This window comes from Kineosphaera limosa NBRC 100340 (assembly GCF_000298215.1).
Taxonomy (GTDB): domain Bacteria; phylum Actinomycetota; class Actinomycetes; order Actinomycetales; family Dermatophilaceae; genus Kineosphaera; species Kineosphaera limosa.
In genome coordinates, this window is sequence record NZ_BAHD01000016.1 from 86,803 (window position 1) to 101,919 (window position 15,117).

General features: G+C 69.1%; 13 protein-coding genes and 1 pseudogene. 9 read left to right on the top strand and 5 right to left on the bottom strand.

Features of this window, described 5'->3' with window-relative positions; translation table 11 throughout:
* Positions 1-89: 89 nt before the first annotated feature.
* Together KILIM_RS05615 and KILIM_RS05620 are read left to right on the top strand one after the other, a co-directional pair.
* The gene (locus tag KILIM_RS05615) at positions 90-392 is read left to right on the top strand and encodes a DUF6703 family protein (RefSeq protein ID WP_006591672.1); all 303 of its coding nucleotides are present in this window, start codon (positions 90-92) and stop codon (positions 390-392) included.
* A gap of 108 nt (positions 393-500) precedes the next feature.
* A complete protein-coding gene (locus KILIM_RS05620; protein WP_006591673.1) occupies positions 501-806 on the top strand; it encodes a hypothetical protein in 306 nt (101 codons plus the stop codon).
* A gap of 60 nt (positions 807-866) precedes the next feature.
* On the opposite strand, the gene argG is transcribed toward KILIM_RS05620, so the two are convergent.
* The 4 genes from argG to KILIM_RS05640 all read right to left on the bottom strand — a co-directional run bounded on the left by argG (position 867) and on the right by KILIM_RS05640 (position 5,298).
* Positions 867-2,309, bottom strand: coding sequence for an argininosuccinate synthase (gene argG / locus KILIM_RS05625; protein ID WP_006591674.1), 1,443 nt, complete (start codon positions 2,307-2,309; stop codon positions 867-869).
* A gap of 129 nt (positions 2,310-2,438) precedes the next feature.
* Positions 2,439-3,230, bottom strand: coding sequence for an isoprenyl transferase (locus KILIM_RS05630; protein ID WP_006591675.1), 792 nt, complete (start codon positions 3,228-3,230; stop codon positions 2,439-2,441).
* A 315-nt stretch (positions 3,231-3,545) separates the two neighbouring features.
* Positions 3,546-4,274: a DNA repair protein RecO gene (gene recO, locus KILIM_RS05635; RefSeq protein ID WP_006591676.1), complete on the bottom strand. Its 729-nt coding sequence runs from the start codon at positions 4,272-4,274 to the stop codon at positions 3,546-3,548.
* 73 nt (positions 4,275-4,347) lie between these two features.
* Complete coding sequence (locus KILIM_RS05640) at positions 4,348-5,298, bottom strand: FAD-dependent oxidoreductase (protein ID WP_006591677.1); 951 nt, start codon at positions 5,296-5,298, stop codon at positions 4,348-4,350.
* Positions 5,299-5,535: 237 nt separating this feature from the next.
* Here KILIM_RS05640 and KILIM_RS05645 point away from each other — a divergent pair, with 237 nt between their 5' ends.
* On the top strand, positions 5,536-6,171 hold the full coding sequence (locus KILIM_RS05645) for an alpha-ketoglutarate-dependent dioxygenase AlkB (RefSeq protein ID WP_006591678.1): 636 nt from the start codon (positions 5,536-5,538) through the stop codon (positions 6,169-6,171).
* A 155-nt stretch (positions 6,172-6,326) separates the two neighbouring features.
* Complete coding sequence (locus KILIM_RS05650; RefSeq protein WP_006591679.1) at positions 6,327-8,108, top strand: 3-hydroxyacyl-CoA dehydrogenase family protein; 1,782 nt, start codon at positions 6,327-6,329, stop codon at positions 8,106-8,108.
* Between the two features lie 58 nt (positions 8,109-8,166).
* Here the strand turns inward: KILIM_RS05650 and leuA are convergent, their stop codons facing one another.
* The gene (leuA, locus tag KILIM_RS05655; RefSeq protein WP_006591680.1) at positions 8,167-9,948 is read right to left on the bottom strand and encodes a 2-isopropylmalate synthase; all 1,782 of its coding nucleotides are present in this window, start codon (positions 9,946-9,948) and stop codon (positions 8,167-8,169) included.
* Between the two features lie 259 nt (positions 9,949-10,207).
* Between leuA and KILIM_RS05660 the strand changes: the two genes are divergently transcribed.
* The 5 genes and pseudogenes from KILIM_RS05660 to KILIM_RS05685 all read left to right on the top strand — a co-directional run.
* Positions 10,208-11,491, top strand: a complete 1,284-nt coding sequence (locus tag KILIM_RS05660) for a M4 family metallopeptidase (RefSeq protein ID WP_040562330.1) — start codon at positions 10,208-10,210, stop codon at positions 11,489-11,491.
* 57 nt (positions 11,492-11,548) lie between these two features.
* A complete protein-coding gene (locus tag KILIM_RS05665; RefSeq protein ID WP_006591682.1) occupies positions 11,549-11,857 on the top strand; it encodes an immunity protein CdiI family protein in 309 nt (102 codons plus the stop codon).
* A 1,286-nt stretch (positions 11,858-13,143) separates the two neighbouring features.
* Entirely contained in the window at positions 13,144-14,040 is an 897-nt protein-coding gene (locus KILIM_RS05675) for a DNA-formamidopyrimidine glycosylase family protein (protein WP_040562331.1), read from the top strand.
* Positions 14,041-14,178: 138 nt separating this feature from the next.
* The gene (locus KILIM_RS05680; protein ID WP_006591686.1) at positions 14,179-14,385 is read left to right on the top strand and encodes a hypothetical protein; all 207 of its coding nucleotides are present in this window, start codon (positions 14,179-14,181) and stop codon (positions 14,383-14,385) included.
* Between the two features lie 290 nt (positions 14,386-14,675).
* Positions 14,676-15,117: pseudogene (locus KILIM_RS05685) on the top strand (hypothetical protein); the annotation flags it as partial.

The window sequence follows — 15,117 nt, forward strand, 5'->3', positions numbered from 1 at the left end:
TGCTGCGCGTGACGCCCAGCCGGCGGCGGGCGACGCGCACGCTCGACCGGAGCGTCGGGACGACCGGTGGCCTGGATAGGCTCGGCAGGGTGACGAACAACCCCGGCTCCGCGACCCCCTCCCCGACGCCCGACTCGACCCGGGATCGCATCGCGTTGAGCCTGGACCGGCTGCCCCGCTTCGTGGTGCCGCTGGTCATCGTTGCGCTCGTCGGGGTCGGCATCGGCATCGGCGGTCCGCTCGGCGGGCTTCTGGCCGGCCTCGGCATTCTCGGCCTGGCCGGCATCCTGGCCCTCTCCTGGCCCCGCATCACCCGCTCCGAGCGAGCCATGCGCCTGGCCGTGCTTGTGCTGCTCACCGGCCTGACGATCGTTCGCACCGTACCGAACTGACCCACCCTGCAGGCGAGGCGAGTAGCCCCACCACAGGCTCCGGGCCCGTCGCGACGGTTAAGGCCACACCTCACTGGGTAAGGACTCACCAAGCCCCAGGAGGCGGACATGGCACTCGATCCCCGCGATGAGCAGATGATCCGACGATTCGAAGCACAGCTGCGGGCCCGGGTCCCCCTCCCCGACACCCGCGGGCGGCAGTACCTCCCGCCGGTGCGACGGACCTTTCGGGCTGCCTGTCTCCTGGCGTTCTCCCTCGCGCTGAGTCTGCTGGCGGTTCCCGACGGGGGCGCGCTCGACACGGTGTCGGTGGTCCTGCTGGTGTTGGCCTTCGGGATGCTCGGGCACGCGATGCACGCGAGCTTCGTGCAGGCCGAACGCGACAGCCGAGCCGGGCGCGACAACCCCGCCTGACCCCCGACATCAGCGGGAGCGGCGGGGCCGGCGCGCGACAGGTCAGCGGGCGCTAGAACGTCAGTCGGTGCCGAACTCCATCGCGGCGCGGTCGAGCAGTTCGGCGTCTTCGCCGTCGACGGCGGCTGCCGCAATGGCCTTGGCGCCGCCCGGAGTGAGATCGCCGACGAGGCTGGTCGTGGCCAGGCCCAGGGCTTCGGTGCCGGCGCCCTGACCGAGCATCCCCATGCCCACGTACTGCTCCAGTCGCGAGCGCGAGTCTGCGATGTCGAGGTTGCGCATGGTCAGCTGCCCGATGCGGTCGGTGGGACCGAAGGCGGCGTCCTCGACCCGCTCCATTGACAGCTTGTCGGGGTGGTAGCTGAAGCCGGTGCCTTGGGTGTCGAGGATCGAGTAGTCCTCACCCCGGCGCAGCAGCAGCGTGACCGAACCCGTGACTGCCGACCCGACCCACCGCTGCAGCGACTCGCGCAGCATGAGCGACTGGGGGTCGAGCCAGCGCCCCTCGTACATGAGCCGGCCCAGGCGGCGGCCCTGGTCGTGGTAGTTGGCGATCGTGTCTTCGTTGTGAATCGCATTGACGAGCCGCTCGTAACAGACGAACAGCAGGGCCATGCCCGGCGCCTCGTAGATCCCGCGGGACTTGGCCTCGATGATCCGGTTCTCGATCTGATCGGACATGCCCAGACCGTGCCGGCCGCCGATCTCGTTGGCCTTGAGCACCAGCTCGACTGGGTCCTCGAACCGCTCGCCGTTGATCGACACGGGCCGACCCTGCTCGAAGGCGACGGTCACCTGCTCCGGCGCGATCGGCACCTCCGGGTCCCAGAACCGCACGCCCATGATCGGCTCGACCGTCTCGACACCCACGTCGAGGTGCTCGAGCGTCTTGGCCTCGTGGGTGGCGCCCCAGATGTTGGCGTCGGTGGAGTACGCCTTCTCCTGCGAGTCCCGGTACGGCAGGTCGCGCGCACGCAGCCAGACGCTCATCTCGTTGCGGCCACCGAGTTCGGCGACGAAGTCGGCATCCAGCCACGGCTTGTAGATGCGCAGGTTGGGGTTGGCCAGCAGGCCGTAGCGGTAGAACCGCTCGATGTCGTTGCCCTTGTAGGTGGAGCCGTCGCCCCAGATCTCGACGCCGTCGTCCTTCATCGCGCGGATCAGCATGGTGCCGGTGACGGCGCGCCCCAGCGGAGTGGTGTTGAAGTAGCTGCGCCCGGCGCTGCGGATGTGAAACGCCCCGCACGAGAGGGCGACCAGGCCCTCTTCGACGAGGGGGCCTCGGCAGTCGACGAGCCGCGCCGCCTCCGCGCCGTACTCCATGGCACGACCGGGGATGGAGCCGATGTCGGTCTCGTCGTACTGGCCGATGTCGGCGGTGTAGGTGAACGGCGTGGCGCCCTTCTCGCGCATCCACGCCACCGCGACAGAGGTGTCGAGGCCGCCCGAGAAGGCGATGCCGACACGTTCACCGACGGGCAGACTGGTCAGGACCTTGGACATGATTCGTAGACTATGCAGTCACCCGTATGACTATGCAATCGGTCCGCATTTTGGACCTGATCTGGGCCGCATGTGGACGCCCCCGGCGCCGTCCGCCCACAACTCTGTGGGTGTCGGTCGCCGTGCTGGTCAGGGCGCCTTCGTAGGGGTGTCGATCGCCCCGCCGTAGCGGCGGTCGCGGCGAGCGAACAGCTCGCAGGCGTGCCAGAGGTCACGGCGGTCGAAATCGGGCCACAAGGTGTCGAGGAAGACCATCTCGGCGTACGCGCTCTGCCATAGCAGAAAGTTGCTCGTGCGCTGCTCGCCGGAGCTGCGCACGAAGAGGTCGACGTCGGGCATGTCGGGGTTCGGCAGATACCGGGCCAGGGTCTTCTCGTCGATCGACCCGGGCTTGAGCCGACCCGCGGCGACCTGCCGGGCCATCGCCTGGGCAGCATCGGCGATCTCGGCGCGGCCGCCGTAGTTGACGCAGAACCACAGGGTGATGCGGTCGTTGTCGCGGGTGCGCTCTTGGGCGTCCTCCAGTTCGGAGATCACCGAGCGCCACAGCCGCGGTCGGCGCCCGACCCAGCGCACCCGTACTCCCCAGGAGTCGAGCTCGTCGCGGCGCCGGCGGATGACGTCGCGGTTGAACCCCATGAGAAAGCGCACCTCGTCGGGCGAGCGCTTCCAGTTCTCCGTGGAGAAGGCGTACGCCGAGACGTTCTGGATGCCGAGTTCGACGGCCCCGGCGACGACGTCCAGCAGCGAGGCCTCCCCCGCCTTGTGCCCCTCGACGCGCGGCAGCCCCCGCTCGTTGGCCCAGCGCCCGTTGCCGTCCATGACGATCGCCACATGCCGCGGCACCAACTGCGCGGGGATGGCCGGAGGTCGGGCGCCGCTGGGGTGCGGGAACGGGTCGGCGTAACGGCGGTCTGGCACGAACGGACTTTACCGCGCGGTCGCGTCGGCTCCTGGCATGCCCGCGTGCCTGCAGGGTCACTCTGCGCGGCCCCGCCGCCGCGAATGGCCAGACACCAGCGCCCCCGGACATGGCGCAGCGCCACGGGACACAGCCCAGCGCAACATGGCACAGCCCAGCGCCACAGGGCACGGCCCAGCGCAACGGGACACATCTAGAGCCGACCGAACACACCTGACCAGGCGTGTCCCGTCGGGTCAGGCTGTGTCCCGTTGCGACCAGGTGTGCACAGTCCCGGCCGGCCCTGCGTCGCGCGGCCTGTCAGGCGCAGGACATTAGGTGCGCTCCACGAGGCGCAGGGACCGCAGGCCTCGCTCGAGGTGCCATTGCAGGAAGGCGGCGACCAGCCCGCTGCCCTCACGGCGGTGGCTGGGGTCGCTGGCGTCGGCGGTGCGCCAGTCGCCTTCGAGCAGGGCACCCAGGAGGGCGAGAGTGTCGAGGGCCGGGGCGGCGGAGCCGGGGGTGCGACACGAGGCGCACAGGCACCCGCCGGAGGGGATGTTGAAGGCCTTGTGCGGTCCGCTCGCCCCGCACAGGGCGCAGTCGCGGAACGAGGGCGCCCAGCCGGCCACGGCCAGCGACCGCAACAGGTAGGCATCCAGCACCAGCTCCGCATCGTGCTCCCGGCCGGCCAACGCGGCCAGCCCGCCGGCCAGCAGGGCGAACTGTTGGCGGGCGGGTTCACCGGCGTCGCAGAGCCGCTCGGCGGTCTCCAACATGGCCGCGCCCGCGGTCCACGCCCCGTAGTCGCGGGAGATGTCGTGGCCGTAGGGGGCGAGGATCTCGACTTGAGTCACGGTGTCGAGGTTGCGCCCCTCATACAGCTGAGCGTCGATGACCATGCCCGGCTCCAGCCGCGCCCCGAACCGGCTCTTCGTGCGTCGCACGCCCTTGGCCACGGCGCGCACGAGCCCCCGGTCGCGGGCCAACAGCGTGATGATGCGGTCGGCCTCCGCGAGCTTGTGGGTGCGCAGCACGATGGCGGCGTCGCGATACACGGGCACCGGGCGATTCTCCTACGTCGGCTGCACCAGCGCAGCGCCGCCACTCCGGCCCGGCAGAGAAGGGACGCGCCGGCTAAGCGGAGACCGGGGCTCCGACGAGGCGGGTGACGTCGGCGGCACACCCCCAGGAGAGGGTGACGCCGGAGCCGCCGTGACCGTAGCAGTGCACGACGCGCCGGTCACCGACGCGCTCCTCCTCCAGGCGCACGGTCGGGCGCCCGGGTCGCAAGCCGACCCGGTGGGCCAGGATCTTCGCGCGCTCGAGCCGCCATCCGACCTCCGGGACCATCGCGGCACAGCGGGAGACGATGGCCCGCGCGGTGGCCGGATCGGGCACATTCGTCCACACACTGTCCTGGGCGGTGCCGCCGAGCACGATGGTGGTCGAGCGCGGGATGGCGTAGGTGACCTCCTCGTCGTCGGCCCACCACTCCTGGAGCCCGACCTGCTCGACGAGCACGATCTGCCCGCGGATCGGGTACATCGTCGGGTCCTGCGCCAATCCGAGGGAACCCAGGCCGGCGCAGTTGACGACCGTCACCTCCGGGTCGTCGGGGCGCGGCAGCCGCGGCAACGCCAGGCGCGTCACCGTGCCGCCGAGCGCCTCGACGCGGCGCAGCAGCCACTCCAGGTAGATCGGCATCTCGATGACGGGCACCTGCACGCTCCAGCCGGCCGCGTAACGTTCGGGCACCCGCTCGGCCACGCCGAAGCTGGGCACCGAGGCGGCCCAGTCCGGTCGGGGCGTCGGCTGGTGCAGCAGCTCGACACCCCAGCGGGGCACGACGCCGGTCAGCGGGTCGCGGGCCAGCTCCTCGAACACCGCCAGCGAGGCCAGCCCCCACTCCTCGACCCGCTCCCGCGGCGAGGCCAGGTACGGGTACCAGATCGCCGCGGCCACGGCGGAGGTCGTCTCCTGCGGCAGCTCGCGGGCCATGACGTCGACGCGGTGTCCCGCCTCCAGCAGCCGCACCGCGCAGGAGAGGCCCACCACTCCGGCGCCGACCACGATGACCCGGCCCATCGGCACCCCTCCAGTCCAGGGCCCCATCGCGCGCGGCGCCCGCACAAAGGCGATCCGGCAGCGCACGTCGGGCGTCGATCGCCCGCGGCCCTTTCACCAACCCTAGCGAGGGAGCCACCTGACCAGGCGGTCATCGCGACGACCCACCTCTTCCTCTCTCACGCAGCCCTCCCCTCCGCGTGCCCACCTGGCGTGGCAGCTAGCACGTATGTTCGAGCGCCCGGTAAGGTGGACGGCATGGCTGATGTGTCCGGATTCCAGGGGTCGCTGCTCGACATCGACGATGCGCTGGGCTTGAAGTCGCTCGCCGGGGCGGTGCGGCGCACGGAGCTGAGCGACGGCGCCTGGGTAGAGGTGCGCCCGGGCTGGGTGGGCGGGGCCGACGAGCTGTTCGGGCTGCTGCGCGACCGGGTCGGCTGGCAGGCCGAGCGGAGGCAGATGTACGAGCGGGTGCTCGACGTGCCTCGGCTCGTGCGGTTCTACGGCGCCCGCGAACCCCTGCCCCATCCGCTGCTGACGCGGGCGCGGGCCGAACTGTCGGCGCACTACTCGCCCGCACTCGGTGAGCCGTTCACGACCGCGGGTCTGTGCTACTACCGCGACGGGCGCGACTCGGTGGCCTGGCACGGCGACCGCATCGGCCGCTCACGCACCGAAGACACGATGGTCGCGATCGTCTCGGTCGGCACCCCGCGTCCGCTGCTGCTGCGCCCGACCGGCGGGGGAAAGTCGTTGCGGTTCATGGTCGGTCACGGCGATCTATTCGTCATGGGCGGCTCCTGCCAGCGCACCTGGGAGCACTGCGTGCCCAAGGTCGACGCCTCCGCGGGGCCGCGGATCAGCGTGCAGTTCCGGCCCCGGGGAGTGCGCTGAGCCGACGCTGGAGCAATCCGCGGATCGCCGCGATGCGGCCGTCGGGGGACCAACGACCCTTGGCCCCGCCGTCTGCCCGCACAATCGCGGCCCAGCGCGCGGCGGGTGCCGGCAAACGCCAGCAGCGGCGGGTGTCACACTGCAAGACTCCAGCCATGGCGCGCGAATTCACCAAAGTAGCTGTGGTCGGCGTCGGCACGGTCGGGGCCGGCATCGTCGAAACCTTCGCCCGATCGGGCCGTGACGTCGTGGCGGTGGCCCTCGACGACGAGAAGGCCGCCCGCGGGCGGGACCTCATCGAGCGCTCGACCCAGGCGGCGGTCGACGGCGGAAAGATGGAGGCGGAGGCTCGGCAGGCCCTGCTGGGTCGAGTGACGATCACGACCGCCATCGAGGATGTCGCCGACGCCGACCTGGTCGTCGAGGCCGTCAGCGAGACGATCGAGGCCAAGCGCCGCGTCGTCGGCCAACTCGAGGGCATCATCGGCGACGATGCGGTGCTCGCGACGAACACCTCCTCCCACTCCGTGACCGATATCGCCGCCTCGATGCAGCTGCCCGGCCGGGTCATCGGCCTGCACTTCTTCCCCCCGGTGCCGGTGATGCGGCTCGTCGAGGTCGTGCGGACCGTCATGACGGATCCGCCGGTCATCGAGGAGATGATCGAGCTCGTCACCAGCCTCGACAAGGACCCGATCGTCGTCGAGGACCGCGCCGGCTATATCGCCGACGCCCTCGTGCTGGCCTACCTCAACCACGCCGTCTCGATGTTCGAGGCCAACTACGCCTCCCGCGAAGACATCGACGCCGCGATGAAGTTCGGCTGCGGGCTGCCGCGCGGTCCGCTGGAGTTGCTCGACCTCATCGGCATCGACACCGCGTACTCGGTGCTCGACACGATGCACCGCCAGAGCGGCGACCCGATGCAGGCGCCGCGCCCGATCCTCAAGCAGATGGTCACCGCGGGGATGCTCGGCCGTAAGTCGGGTCGCGGCTTCTACACGTATGACGGGCCGGACTCGGGCAAGGTCGTCGCCGACACGTTGACCCCGACTCCCCCGGCGGCGGGCGGCGAGGGGCTGCGCAGCATCGACAAGGTGGGGGTCGTCGGCAACGGCACGATGGCCATGGGCATCGTCGAGGTGTTCGTCAAGGCCGGCTACCCCGTGACGTTCGTGGCTCGCTCGCAGGAGAAGGCCGACGGTTCGCTGGCCAAGCTCGCCAAGTCCCTCGACAAGGGGGTGGCCCGCGGCAAGATGACGCAGGAGGCCCGCGACGCGGCCCTCGGGCTGGCCACTCCCAGCGCCTCGGTCGACGACCTGGCCGACGTCGACATCGTCGTGGAGGCGATCGCCGAGGACCTCGACGTCAAGACCGACATGTTCGCCCGGCTCGACGCCGTCTGTAAGCCCGGCGCGATCCTGGCGACGACGACCTCCTCGCTGCCGGTCATCAAGTGCGCCATGGCGACCAGCCGCCCGCAGGACGTCATCGGCATGCACTTCTTCAACCCGGCGCAGGTGATGCGCCTCGTCGAGGTCGTCTCCACCCTCGCCACCGCGGATGATGTCGTCGCGACGGTCGCCGACCTGTGCATCAAGCTCCGCAAGCACGCGGTGTTCTGCGGCGACGTCTCGGGGTTCATCGTCAACGCGCTGCTGTTCCCGTACCTCAACAACGCCATCAAGATGCTCGCCTCGCAGTACGCGACCATCGAGGAGATCGACATGGCGATGAAGGTCGGTTGCGGCTACCCGATGGGCCCGTTCGAGTTGTTGGACGTCGTGGGACTCGATGTGTCGTCGGCGATCCTGCACGAATTGTTCGCCGAGTTCCGCCAGCCCGGATTCGCTCCCGCTCCCCTGCTGGAGTACTTGGTGCAGGCGGGATTCATGGGCCGCAAGACGGGCCGCGGCTTCCACAACTACGCCCGCTGAAAGAGAACTCCCGCCCGCGCCCCATTCGGCGCGGGCGGGAGTCTCATTTCCCGGTGCCCTACGGGCCGCCGCCGGGGCGGGAGACGGGGATCGAGCCGGTGGTGACGTTGTCACGTTCGGCGCGGTTGACCGCGGAGAGGATCGCCATCGTCGAGCTGCGCATCGTCGAGCTGTGGATGCCGACGCCCCACAGCACTCGACCTCCGATGGCGCACTCGATGTAGGCGGCCGCCTGGGCGTCTTCACCGAGCGACATCGTGTGCTCGCTGTAGTCCAGGATCCGCACGTCGACGCCGATGGTCGACAGCGCGTCGATGAACGCGGAGAGGGGGCCGTTGCCGGTGCCCTCGATCGTCAGCTCGCGGCCGTGGTCGTAGATCGTGGCCCAGATGTGGTCGCTGCCGTCGGGGTCGCCGCTGCTGCGCAGGGTGCCGGGTACGAATCGGCCCCAGCCCGCGCCGTCGCCGTTGCTGCCGGGCAGGTACTCGTCGCTGAACGCCTCCCAGAGAGCGGTGGCGCTCATCTCGCCGCCCTGGGCGTCGGTGCGCTCCTGCACGACGCCGGAGAGCTCGATCTGCAGGCGTCGCGGCAGGTCCAAGCCGTATTCGGAGCGCATGAGGTAGGCGACGCCGCCCTTGCCGGACTGGGAGTTGACGCGCACGACGGCCTCGTAGCTGCGGCCCAGGTCGTGCGGGTCGACGGGCAGGTAGGGCACGCCCCAGACGAGCTCGTTGATCTCCTTGCCGGTCGCCTTCGACTGGCGTTCCATGTCGTCGAAGCCCTTCTTGATCGCATCTTGGTGCGAGCCGGAGAAGGCGGTGAAGACGAGGTCGCCGCCGTAGGGGTGGCGCTCGGCGACGGGCAGCTGGTTGCAGTGCTCGACGGTGCGGCGGATGTGGTCGATGTCGGAGAAGTCGATCTGCGGGTCGACGCCCTGGCTGAACAGGTTGAGGCCCAGGGTGACCAGGCAGACGTTGCCGGTGCGCTCGCCGTTACCGAACAGGCAGCCCTCGATGCGGTCGGCGCCGGCGAGGTAGCCGAGTTCGGCGGCGGCGACGCCGGTGCCGCGGTCGTTGTGCGGGTGCAGGCTGACGATCGTTGAGTCGCGGCGCTCGAGGTTGCGACACATCCACTCGATGGAGTCGGCGTACACGTTCGGCGTCGACATCTCGACGGTGGCCGGCAGGTTGACGATCATCGGACGGTCGGGGCTGGCCTCGAAGACCGCGGCGACCTCGTTGCAGATGCGGGCCGCGAACTCCAGCTCGGTGCCGGTGTAGGACTCCGGGGAGTACTCGTAGGTGATGGCCGTCTGCGGGATGGTCTCTTCGAGCTTGCGGCACAGCCGCGCGCCCTGCAGGGCGATGTCGATGATGCCGTCCTGGTCCTTGTCGAAGACGACGCGGCGCTGCAGCACCGAGGTGGAGTTGTACAGGTGGACGATGGCCTGCTTGGCCCCGGCGATGGAGTCGTAGGTGCGCTCGATGAGGTGGTCGCGGGCCTGGGTCAACACCTGAATCGTCACATCGTCGGGGATGTGGTCTTCCTCGATGAGGGCGCGCACGAAGTCGAAGTCGGTCTGGCTCGCGGAGGGAAACCCGACCTCGATCTCCTTGTAGCCCATCTGCACGAGCAGCTGGAACATGCGCAGCTTGCGTTCACGGTTCATCGGGTCGATGAGGGCCTGGTTGCCGTCGCGCAGGTCGACCGCGCACCAGCGCGGCGCCTCGGTGATGACCTTGCCGGGCCAGGTGCGGTCGGGCAGATCGACGCTGATCTGGTCTTGGAAGGGGGCGTACTTGGCGATCGGCATGCCGGACGGCTGCTGATTATTCTTCATCGGTCTCTACCTCGTCTACTGGTCGGTGCTCCAGGCCGGACAGCACTCACTCCGCGACGAGGGCGGCCTGTCAGCTTCTGAGCGAGGCCCCGCCGCGGCGACGAAGCAGGAGGCTCGTGCGCGAGTCGATGAACACCCGGCAACCGTAGCCCGCCGACCCGGCCCGCGTCCACGCTACGCCCAGGTCGGCGCGTCCCCCGGTACTGGTACTGGGCTGGCCCTGGTGCCTTGTCGGTGGTCGGTGCTTGAATCACTGGGCATGGGCATCCCACGCGAATTCCCCACCGGTTCAGGGCCCCTCGCCGCTCAGTGCGGGGTCGTGCCGCCGTTCCTGCTGCGCCGGCTGGCCCGTTCCGATGACGAATACGCCGCGCGTGTCGCGCGCTCGACGTTGGAGGTGGAGCGCACCCTACGCCTGCAGCGGGAGGTTCGCTCGGCGCGCCCGTCGCCGGGTCGGCACGAGGGGATGCCGGGGTTCGTGCCGGAGCGGTTGCAGCGTCATCCGCGGTTGCGCGACCACGGCCCGGTGCCGGAGACGGGTCCGCGGGTGGCGCCGACGACGCCGGCTGCGCCGAATCGCTCGGTGCATGACGCGCAGAACGGCACGACGCTGCCGGGTGTGTTGGTGCGCGGGGAGGGCGCTGAGGCGGCCGCGGATTCGGCGGTCAACGAGGCGTACGACGGTCTGGGTGACACGTGGTCGCTGTTCCACGAGGAGTACGGCCGCAACTCCCTGGATGACGCGGGCCTGGCGCTGGTGGCGACGGTGCACTTCGCGCGGGAGTACGACAACGCGTTCTGGAATGGCGAGCAGATGGTGTTCGGCGACGGCGACGGGGAGATCTTCGGCCGGTTCACGTGCTGCCCCGATGTCATCGGTCACGAGCTGGCGCACGGGTTCACGCAGTACACGGCGGGATTTGTCTACGTGGGGCAGCCGGGGGCGCTGAACGAGCACGTCTCCGACGTGTTCGGGGTGCTGACGCGCCAGCGGGTGCTGGGGCACACGGCGCAGGAGTCGGATTGGCTGATCGGCGCGGGCCTGTTCATGCCAGGGGTGCAGGGAGTGGCGTTGCGCTCGATGAAGGAGCCGGGCACCGCCTACGACGACCCGCGGCTGGGCAAGGACCCGCAGCCGGGGCACATGGACGACTACGAGCAGCTGCCGCACGACGAGAAGAACGACAACGGGGGTGTGCACATCAACTCGGGCATCCCCAACCGGGCGTTCTACCTGGCCGCGACCGCCCTCGGCGGGCAGGCATGGGGGGCGCCGGGGCAGATTTGGTACGACACGATGACCACCGGCGGGCTCCCGAAAGACGCGGACTTCGGCGCCTTCGCCGCAGCGACCCTGGCCGCCGCGCAGGCCCGCTACGGCCAGGGCAGCCACGAGCAGGAGGCGGTGGCTGCCGGCTGGGCGGGCGTCGGTGTCGTCCCTCAGGCGCTCCCCGTGCACCGCGGTCGCCCCGCCACGCCGGAGGCGAAGGCCGCCGCGCGGGGCGTGTCGAAGGGCGGGGGCTCCGCCGATCCGGGTCCATGAACAGGCATCACTGCGCGAAGCGCATGATTCCGACTTCAGATACGGGGACACCGAACGATGCGCACCATCCGCTACTTCTTCGACCTGGGCCATCCCTACCCGCTGTGGGAGACCGGCACAGACACCTACACGATGAAGCCAGCGGACTACGGCCTCTCCGACTCCCTTGCTCGCGAGTTGAAGTGGCTCGCCGAGGAATACGCCAACCGCTTCGACGAACTTGTCGCCGCCACCTCGGCCGACCAGGACTGGCGCGAACAGCCTGCCGGGGCTGAATGGCGACGACGAAGCGAGGCCGCCGTCGAGCGGCTACGACAAGAAGTCGAAGGCCGCTTCGCCGTTTCCGACGAGAGTTGGCCAGCCTAGTGGCCGCGAGCCCGAAGCACCGCTGCGATGGCGTAGGAGGAGCGCCGTTCTCTTGCAGCCGACAGCGGCCCTCAGGCGCGATTCTGGCGTCCACGCGCCCGCAGGGGGACCACCCCGATGACGTGCACCTTGGCGTTCTCGGCAATCCCCGGGCCGTCCAGTGACGTGAGTTCGGGGCAGTCTTCGATGACCAATTTGGACACACTCGATGCGCCTTCGAATGGTCGCAGGTCCGTTAGACCTCGGATACCCGTAAGAGCCAGCGACTGCAACTCCGACAACCCTTCCAGGCGAGCACCAACACCTGGCCACGTCATCGCAGCGAGGTCAAGACTCTCGAGCGCAGTACCGCTCAAGCGACGAGGAAGGCCGGAAATCCGAGACAATCGGAGGTTTCGCAATCTGGGTAGCCCTCGCAGGGAACGAAGTTGCTTCTCCTGGGGGGCCTCGATGAGTAGGCTCTCAATAGGGTGGCCTTTAGTCAGGCGCACACTGACGTACCCGGGGCACGCTAGCTCTTCGAGCACAGGCCACATATCGAGCGAAACCACCTGCCCGCGAACTCGCGCGGGCCACAAGTTTAGGCTCCTTAAGCGATGGAACTCTGCCAAGGCTCGAATGTCGCGGATGCTGAAGTCGGTAACCGTGAGGCTCTCAATGCGCTCCGCCCATGGCAGCAGGAAGTCGAGGTCGGTCAGCGGCGGGTCAGAGTCGAGCACATGCACAGCCGACGGGTTGCGGTCCATAGCTCGTCGCTGCCTTGGTGTCGGCTGCCGAGTAAGACGCACCACTCGATCGCCGACCAACTTTGCCCTAAATCCCCATATTTAGGCGATCACCTACCCATCGGCCCTATGGTGACATCGAGCGCGGTCGCGGTGAAGTAGATATAGACATCATCCAAACCGAGCTCGCACACTCGAGACCGTTCATCGTAGAGGAAAGTCTCAACCATCAGGGGAGCGACTGGAAGTAGCGTTGGGATCTGACTGGTCACCAGGCTCAAATCCAAGATCTCAACTTCTGAGAATCTGTAGGTTAGATTGCTGGGCGCCGACCGCGTACCTGAACCCGTCATGAAGGCAATGCGCAGCATGCGCTCCTGCTAGAAGTGAAGCTCGGTGACTGATCCTGCTGCTCGTCTCACGGGCTGCCTCGCTGACTTGCAAAAACGCTGATGGTTGCAAGTGTTAGGCCCTTCGCAATAACTGTACGTCCGCTGGCGGCTCTGGGCGCCTAGCGTCTGTTCGTTGGTCGTGTCGGTAACTGCGGCCTACGCTCGGGAGATGCCCGAAGGTGACACTGTTGCGTGGACTGCGGCGCGACTGCAGGCCGCGCTGGGTGGGCAGCGGCTCGTACGGGCGGAGCTGCGGTGGCCGAGTCTGGCCGAGGTGGATCTGACCGGCGCTGTCACGGTGGTCGTCGTTGCTCGGGGGAAGCACTTGTTGCACCGGCTTGATCTCGGAGGCGAGCGGCTCACGTTGCATTCGCATCTGCGGATGGAGGGGACGTGGCGGGTGCGGCCCGCCGCCGAGACGGTGCGGCCAGACCATCGGCTGCGAGCGCTGCTCGGCACCGACCACGCCACCGCTCTCGGCCGCAGCCTCGGGATGCTCGACCTCGTCGCCACCACCGACGAAGACCGCCTCGTCGGACACCTCGGGCCCGACATCCTCGCGCCCTCCTGGAGCGACGACGCAGGGGCTCGGCGTGCTGGGCGGCACGTGGCCCTTGAACGATTGGCAACCGACGCGCGACCGCTGGCCGAGGCGCTGCTGGATCAGCGGGTACTCGCAGGAATCGGCACGTTCTGGGCCAGCGAGGCGTGCTTCGCCAAGCGCCTCTCCCCCTGGGCTGCGGCCAGCACGGTCGACGGCGACGCGCTCGGCGCCCTCCTCGACTGGACCCAGGTGCGCATGGCCTGGTCGGCCCGCACCGGCATCCAATCGGTCACCGGGCTCAACCGCCGCGACGCGCTCGGCGCCGTCCACGCCCGCTCCGGGCGACCCTGCCGCCGCTGCGGCGACACCCTGCGCGTCGCCCTCGTCGGCCAGCCGACCCGCGAGCGGACCATCTTCTACTGCGCCCCCTGCCAAGGCGGACTCGCACCGACCGACGACGGGTACCCCCAAGCGCCCCTGGGAGCACGCCGGGACCGCACCCGCCGCTCACCGCGCTACTGACGCAGCACCCTTCGAAGCGGCGGCGCGACGTCACCCTCGCCTGCGTCGAATCGGCACCCCCGCGCCGAGTTCCCGGAGGAAGGTCGGCGGCACGACGTAGCCTGAACCCGTAACGCCGACCACAAGGAGGCACCCCGCATGGCGACGAAGACTCGCGTATCTGAGGCACATGTTCAGCGCGTCCTCGCGGAAGTGCAGGCCGGGCAGCAGACCGCAGGCGAGGAAATGACCCCCGAGGGCCTGGAACTTCTGGCCCGCCAGGTGCGCGGCGAAATCACCGTGGACGAAGCCGTCGAAGTGATCGCCGCTCGCACCCGCGCACGTCTGGCCGCTCGCACCGCCTGAACCGTTCGGCGTCGCGATGCCTGATCGTACACCTATCCGGGCAGCGACGTTCTCATCAACAAGTTCGGCGTCACCGACTACGACGACTGGAAAGACGCCGAGGCCGACTTCATCGGTGCCCGCATGGGTGCATTGCGCGAGCATCCCATCGTCGGTGCCTACGATCTTCCGCACCTGCAAGCGATCCACGCCTACCTGACGCAAGACATGTACTCGTGGGGCGGTGAGATACGCGACACCGACACGCACCCCGGCGGCACGGGCATCGCGCACTGTCGCCCGCAGTTCTTTTGCCCGAGGCCGAGCGCGTCTTCGGCATCCTTGCTGAGCGCGACTGGCTGCGCAGCCTCGACGTAGATGCGTTCGCTGATGGGCTGGCGTGGGTGTGGGGCGAGACAACCGCGATTCACCCGTTCCGCGATGTGAACACCCGCAGCCAGCATGTCTTCTTCACCCAACTCGCCCGCGATGCCGGGTGGGTGATCGACTGGTCGCAGACTCCGGGCGACGTGTTCGCCCATGCTCGCACGCTCGCGATTGTGGAAGACCATTCAGGCCTGGACGCACTGATCCGCCCGAACCTTGTCACCGTCGAGGACTCTGAACAGCGCGACCGACTGATACAGCATCTGAAAGAACACACTCAGGGCTTCACGACGCGCAAGACCGCCCGCGACCCCGACGTGCTCGACCGGGAGCTAGACGCCGCACGCGAACGCCGCCGAACCCTCC

Excerpts from the sequence above, each read along its gene's own strand:
- KILIM_RS05675 (WP_040562331.1), top strand. The coding sequence starts at position 13,144 with ATGCCCGAAGGTGACACTGTTGCGTGGACTGCGGCGCGACTGCAGGCC.
- argG (WP_006591674.1), bottom strand. The coding sequence starts at position 2,309 with ATGTCCAAGGTCCTGACCAGTCTGCCCGTCGGTGAACGTGTCGGCATC.
- leuA (WP_006591680.1), bottom strand. The coding sequence starts at position 9,948 with ATGAAGAATAATCAGCAGCCGTCCGGCATGCCGATCGCCAAGTACGCC.
- KILIM_RS05620 (WP_006591673.1), top strand. The coding sequence starts at position 501 with ATGGCACTCGATCCCCGCGATGAGCAGATGATCCGACGATTCGAAGCA.
- KILIM_RS05650 (WP_006591679.1), top strand. The coding sequence starts at position 6,327 with ATGGCGCGCGAATTCACCAAAGTAGCTGTGGTCGGCGTCGGCACGGTC.
- KILIM_RS05660 (WP_040562330.1), top strand. The coding sequence starts at position 10,208 with ATGGGCATCCCACGCGAATTCCCCACCGGTTCAGGGCCCCTCGCCGCT.
- KILIM_RS05665 (WP_006591682.1), top strand. The coding sequence starts at position 11,549 with ATGCGCACCATCCGCTACTTCTTCGACCTGGGCCATCCCTACCCGCTG.
- KILIM_RS05680 (WP_006591686.1), top strand. The coding sequence starts at position 14,179 with ATGGCGACGAAGACTCGCGTATCTGAGGCACATGTTCAGCGCGTCCTC.
- KILIM_RS05645 (WP_006591678.1), top strand. The coding sequence starts at position 5,536 with ATGGCTGATGTGTCCGGATTCCAGGGGTCGCTGCTCGACATCGACGAT.
- KILIM_RS05640 (WP_006591677.1), bottom strand. The coding sequence starts at position 5,298 with ATGGGCCGGGTCATCGTGGTCGGCGCCGGAGTGGTGGGCCTCTCCTGC.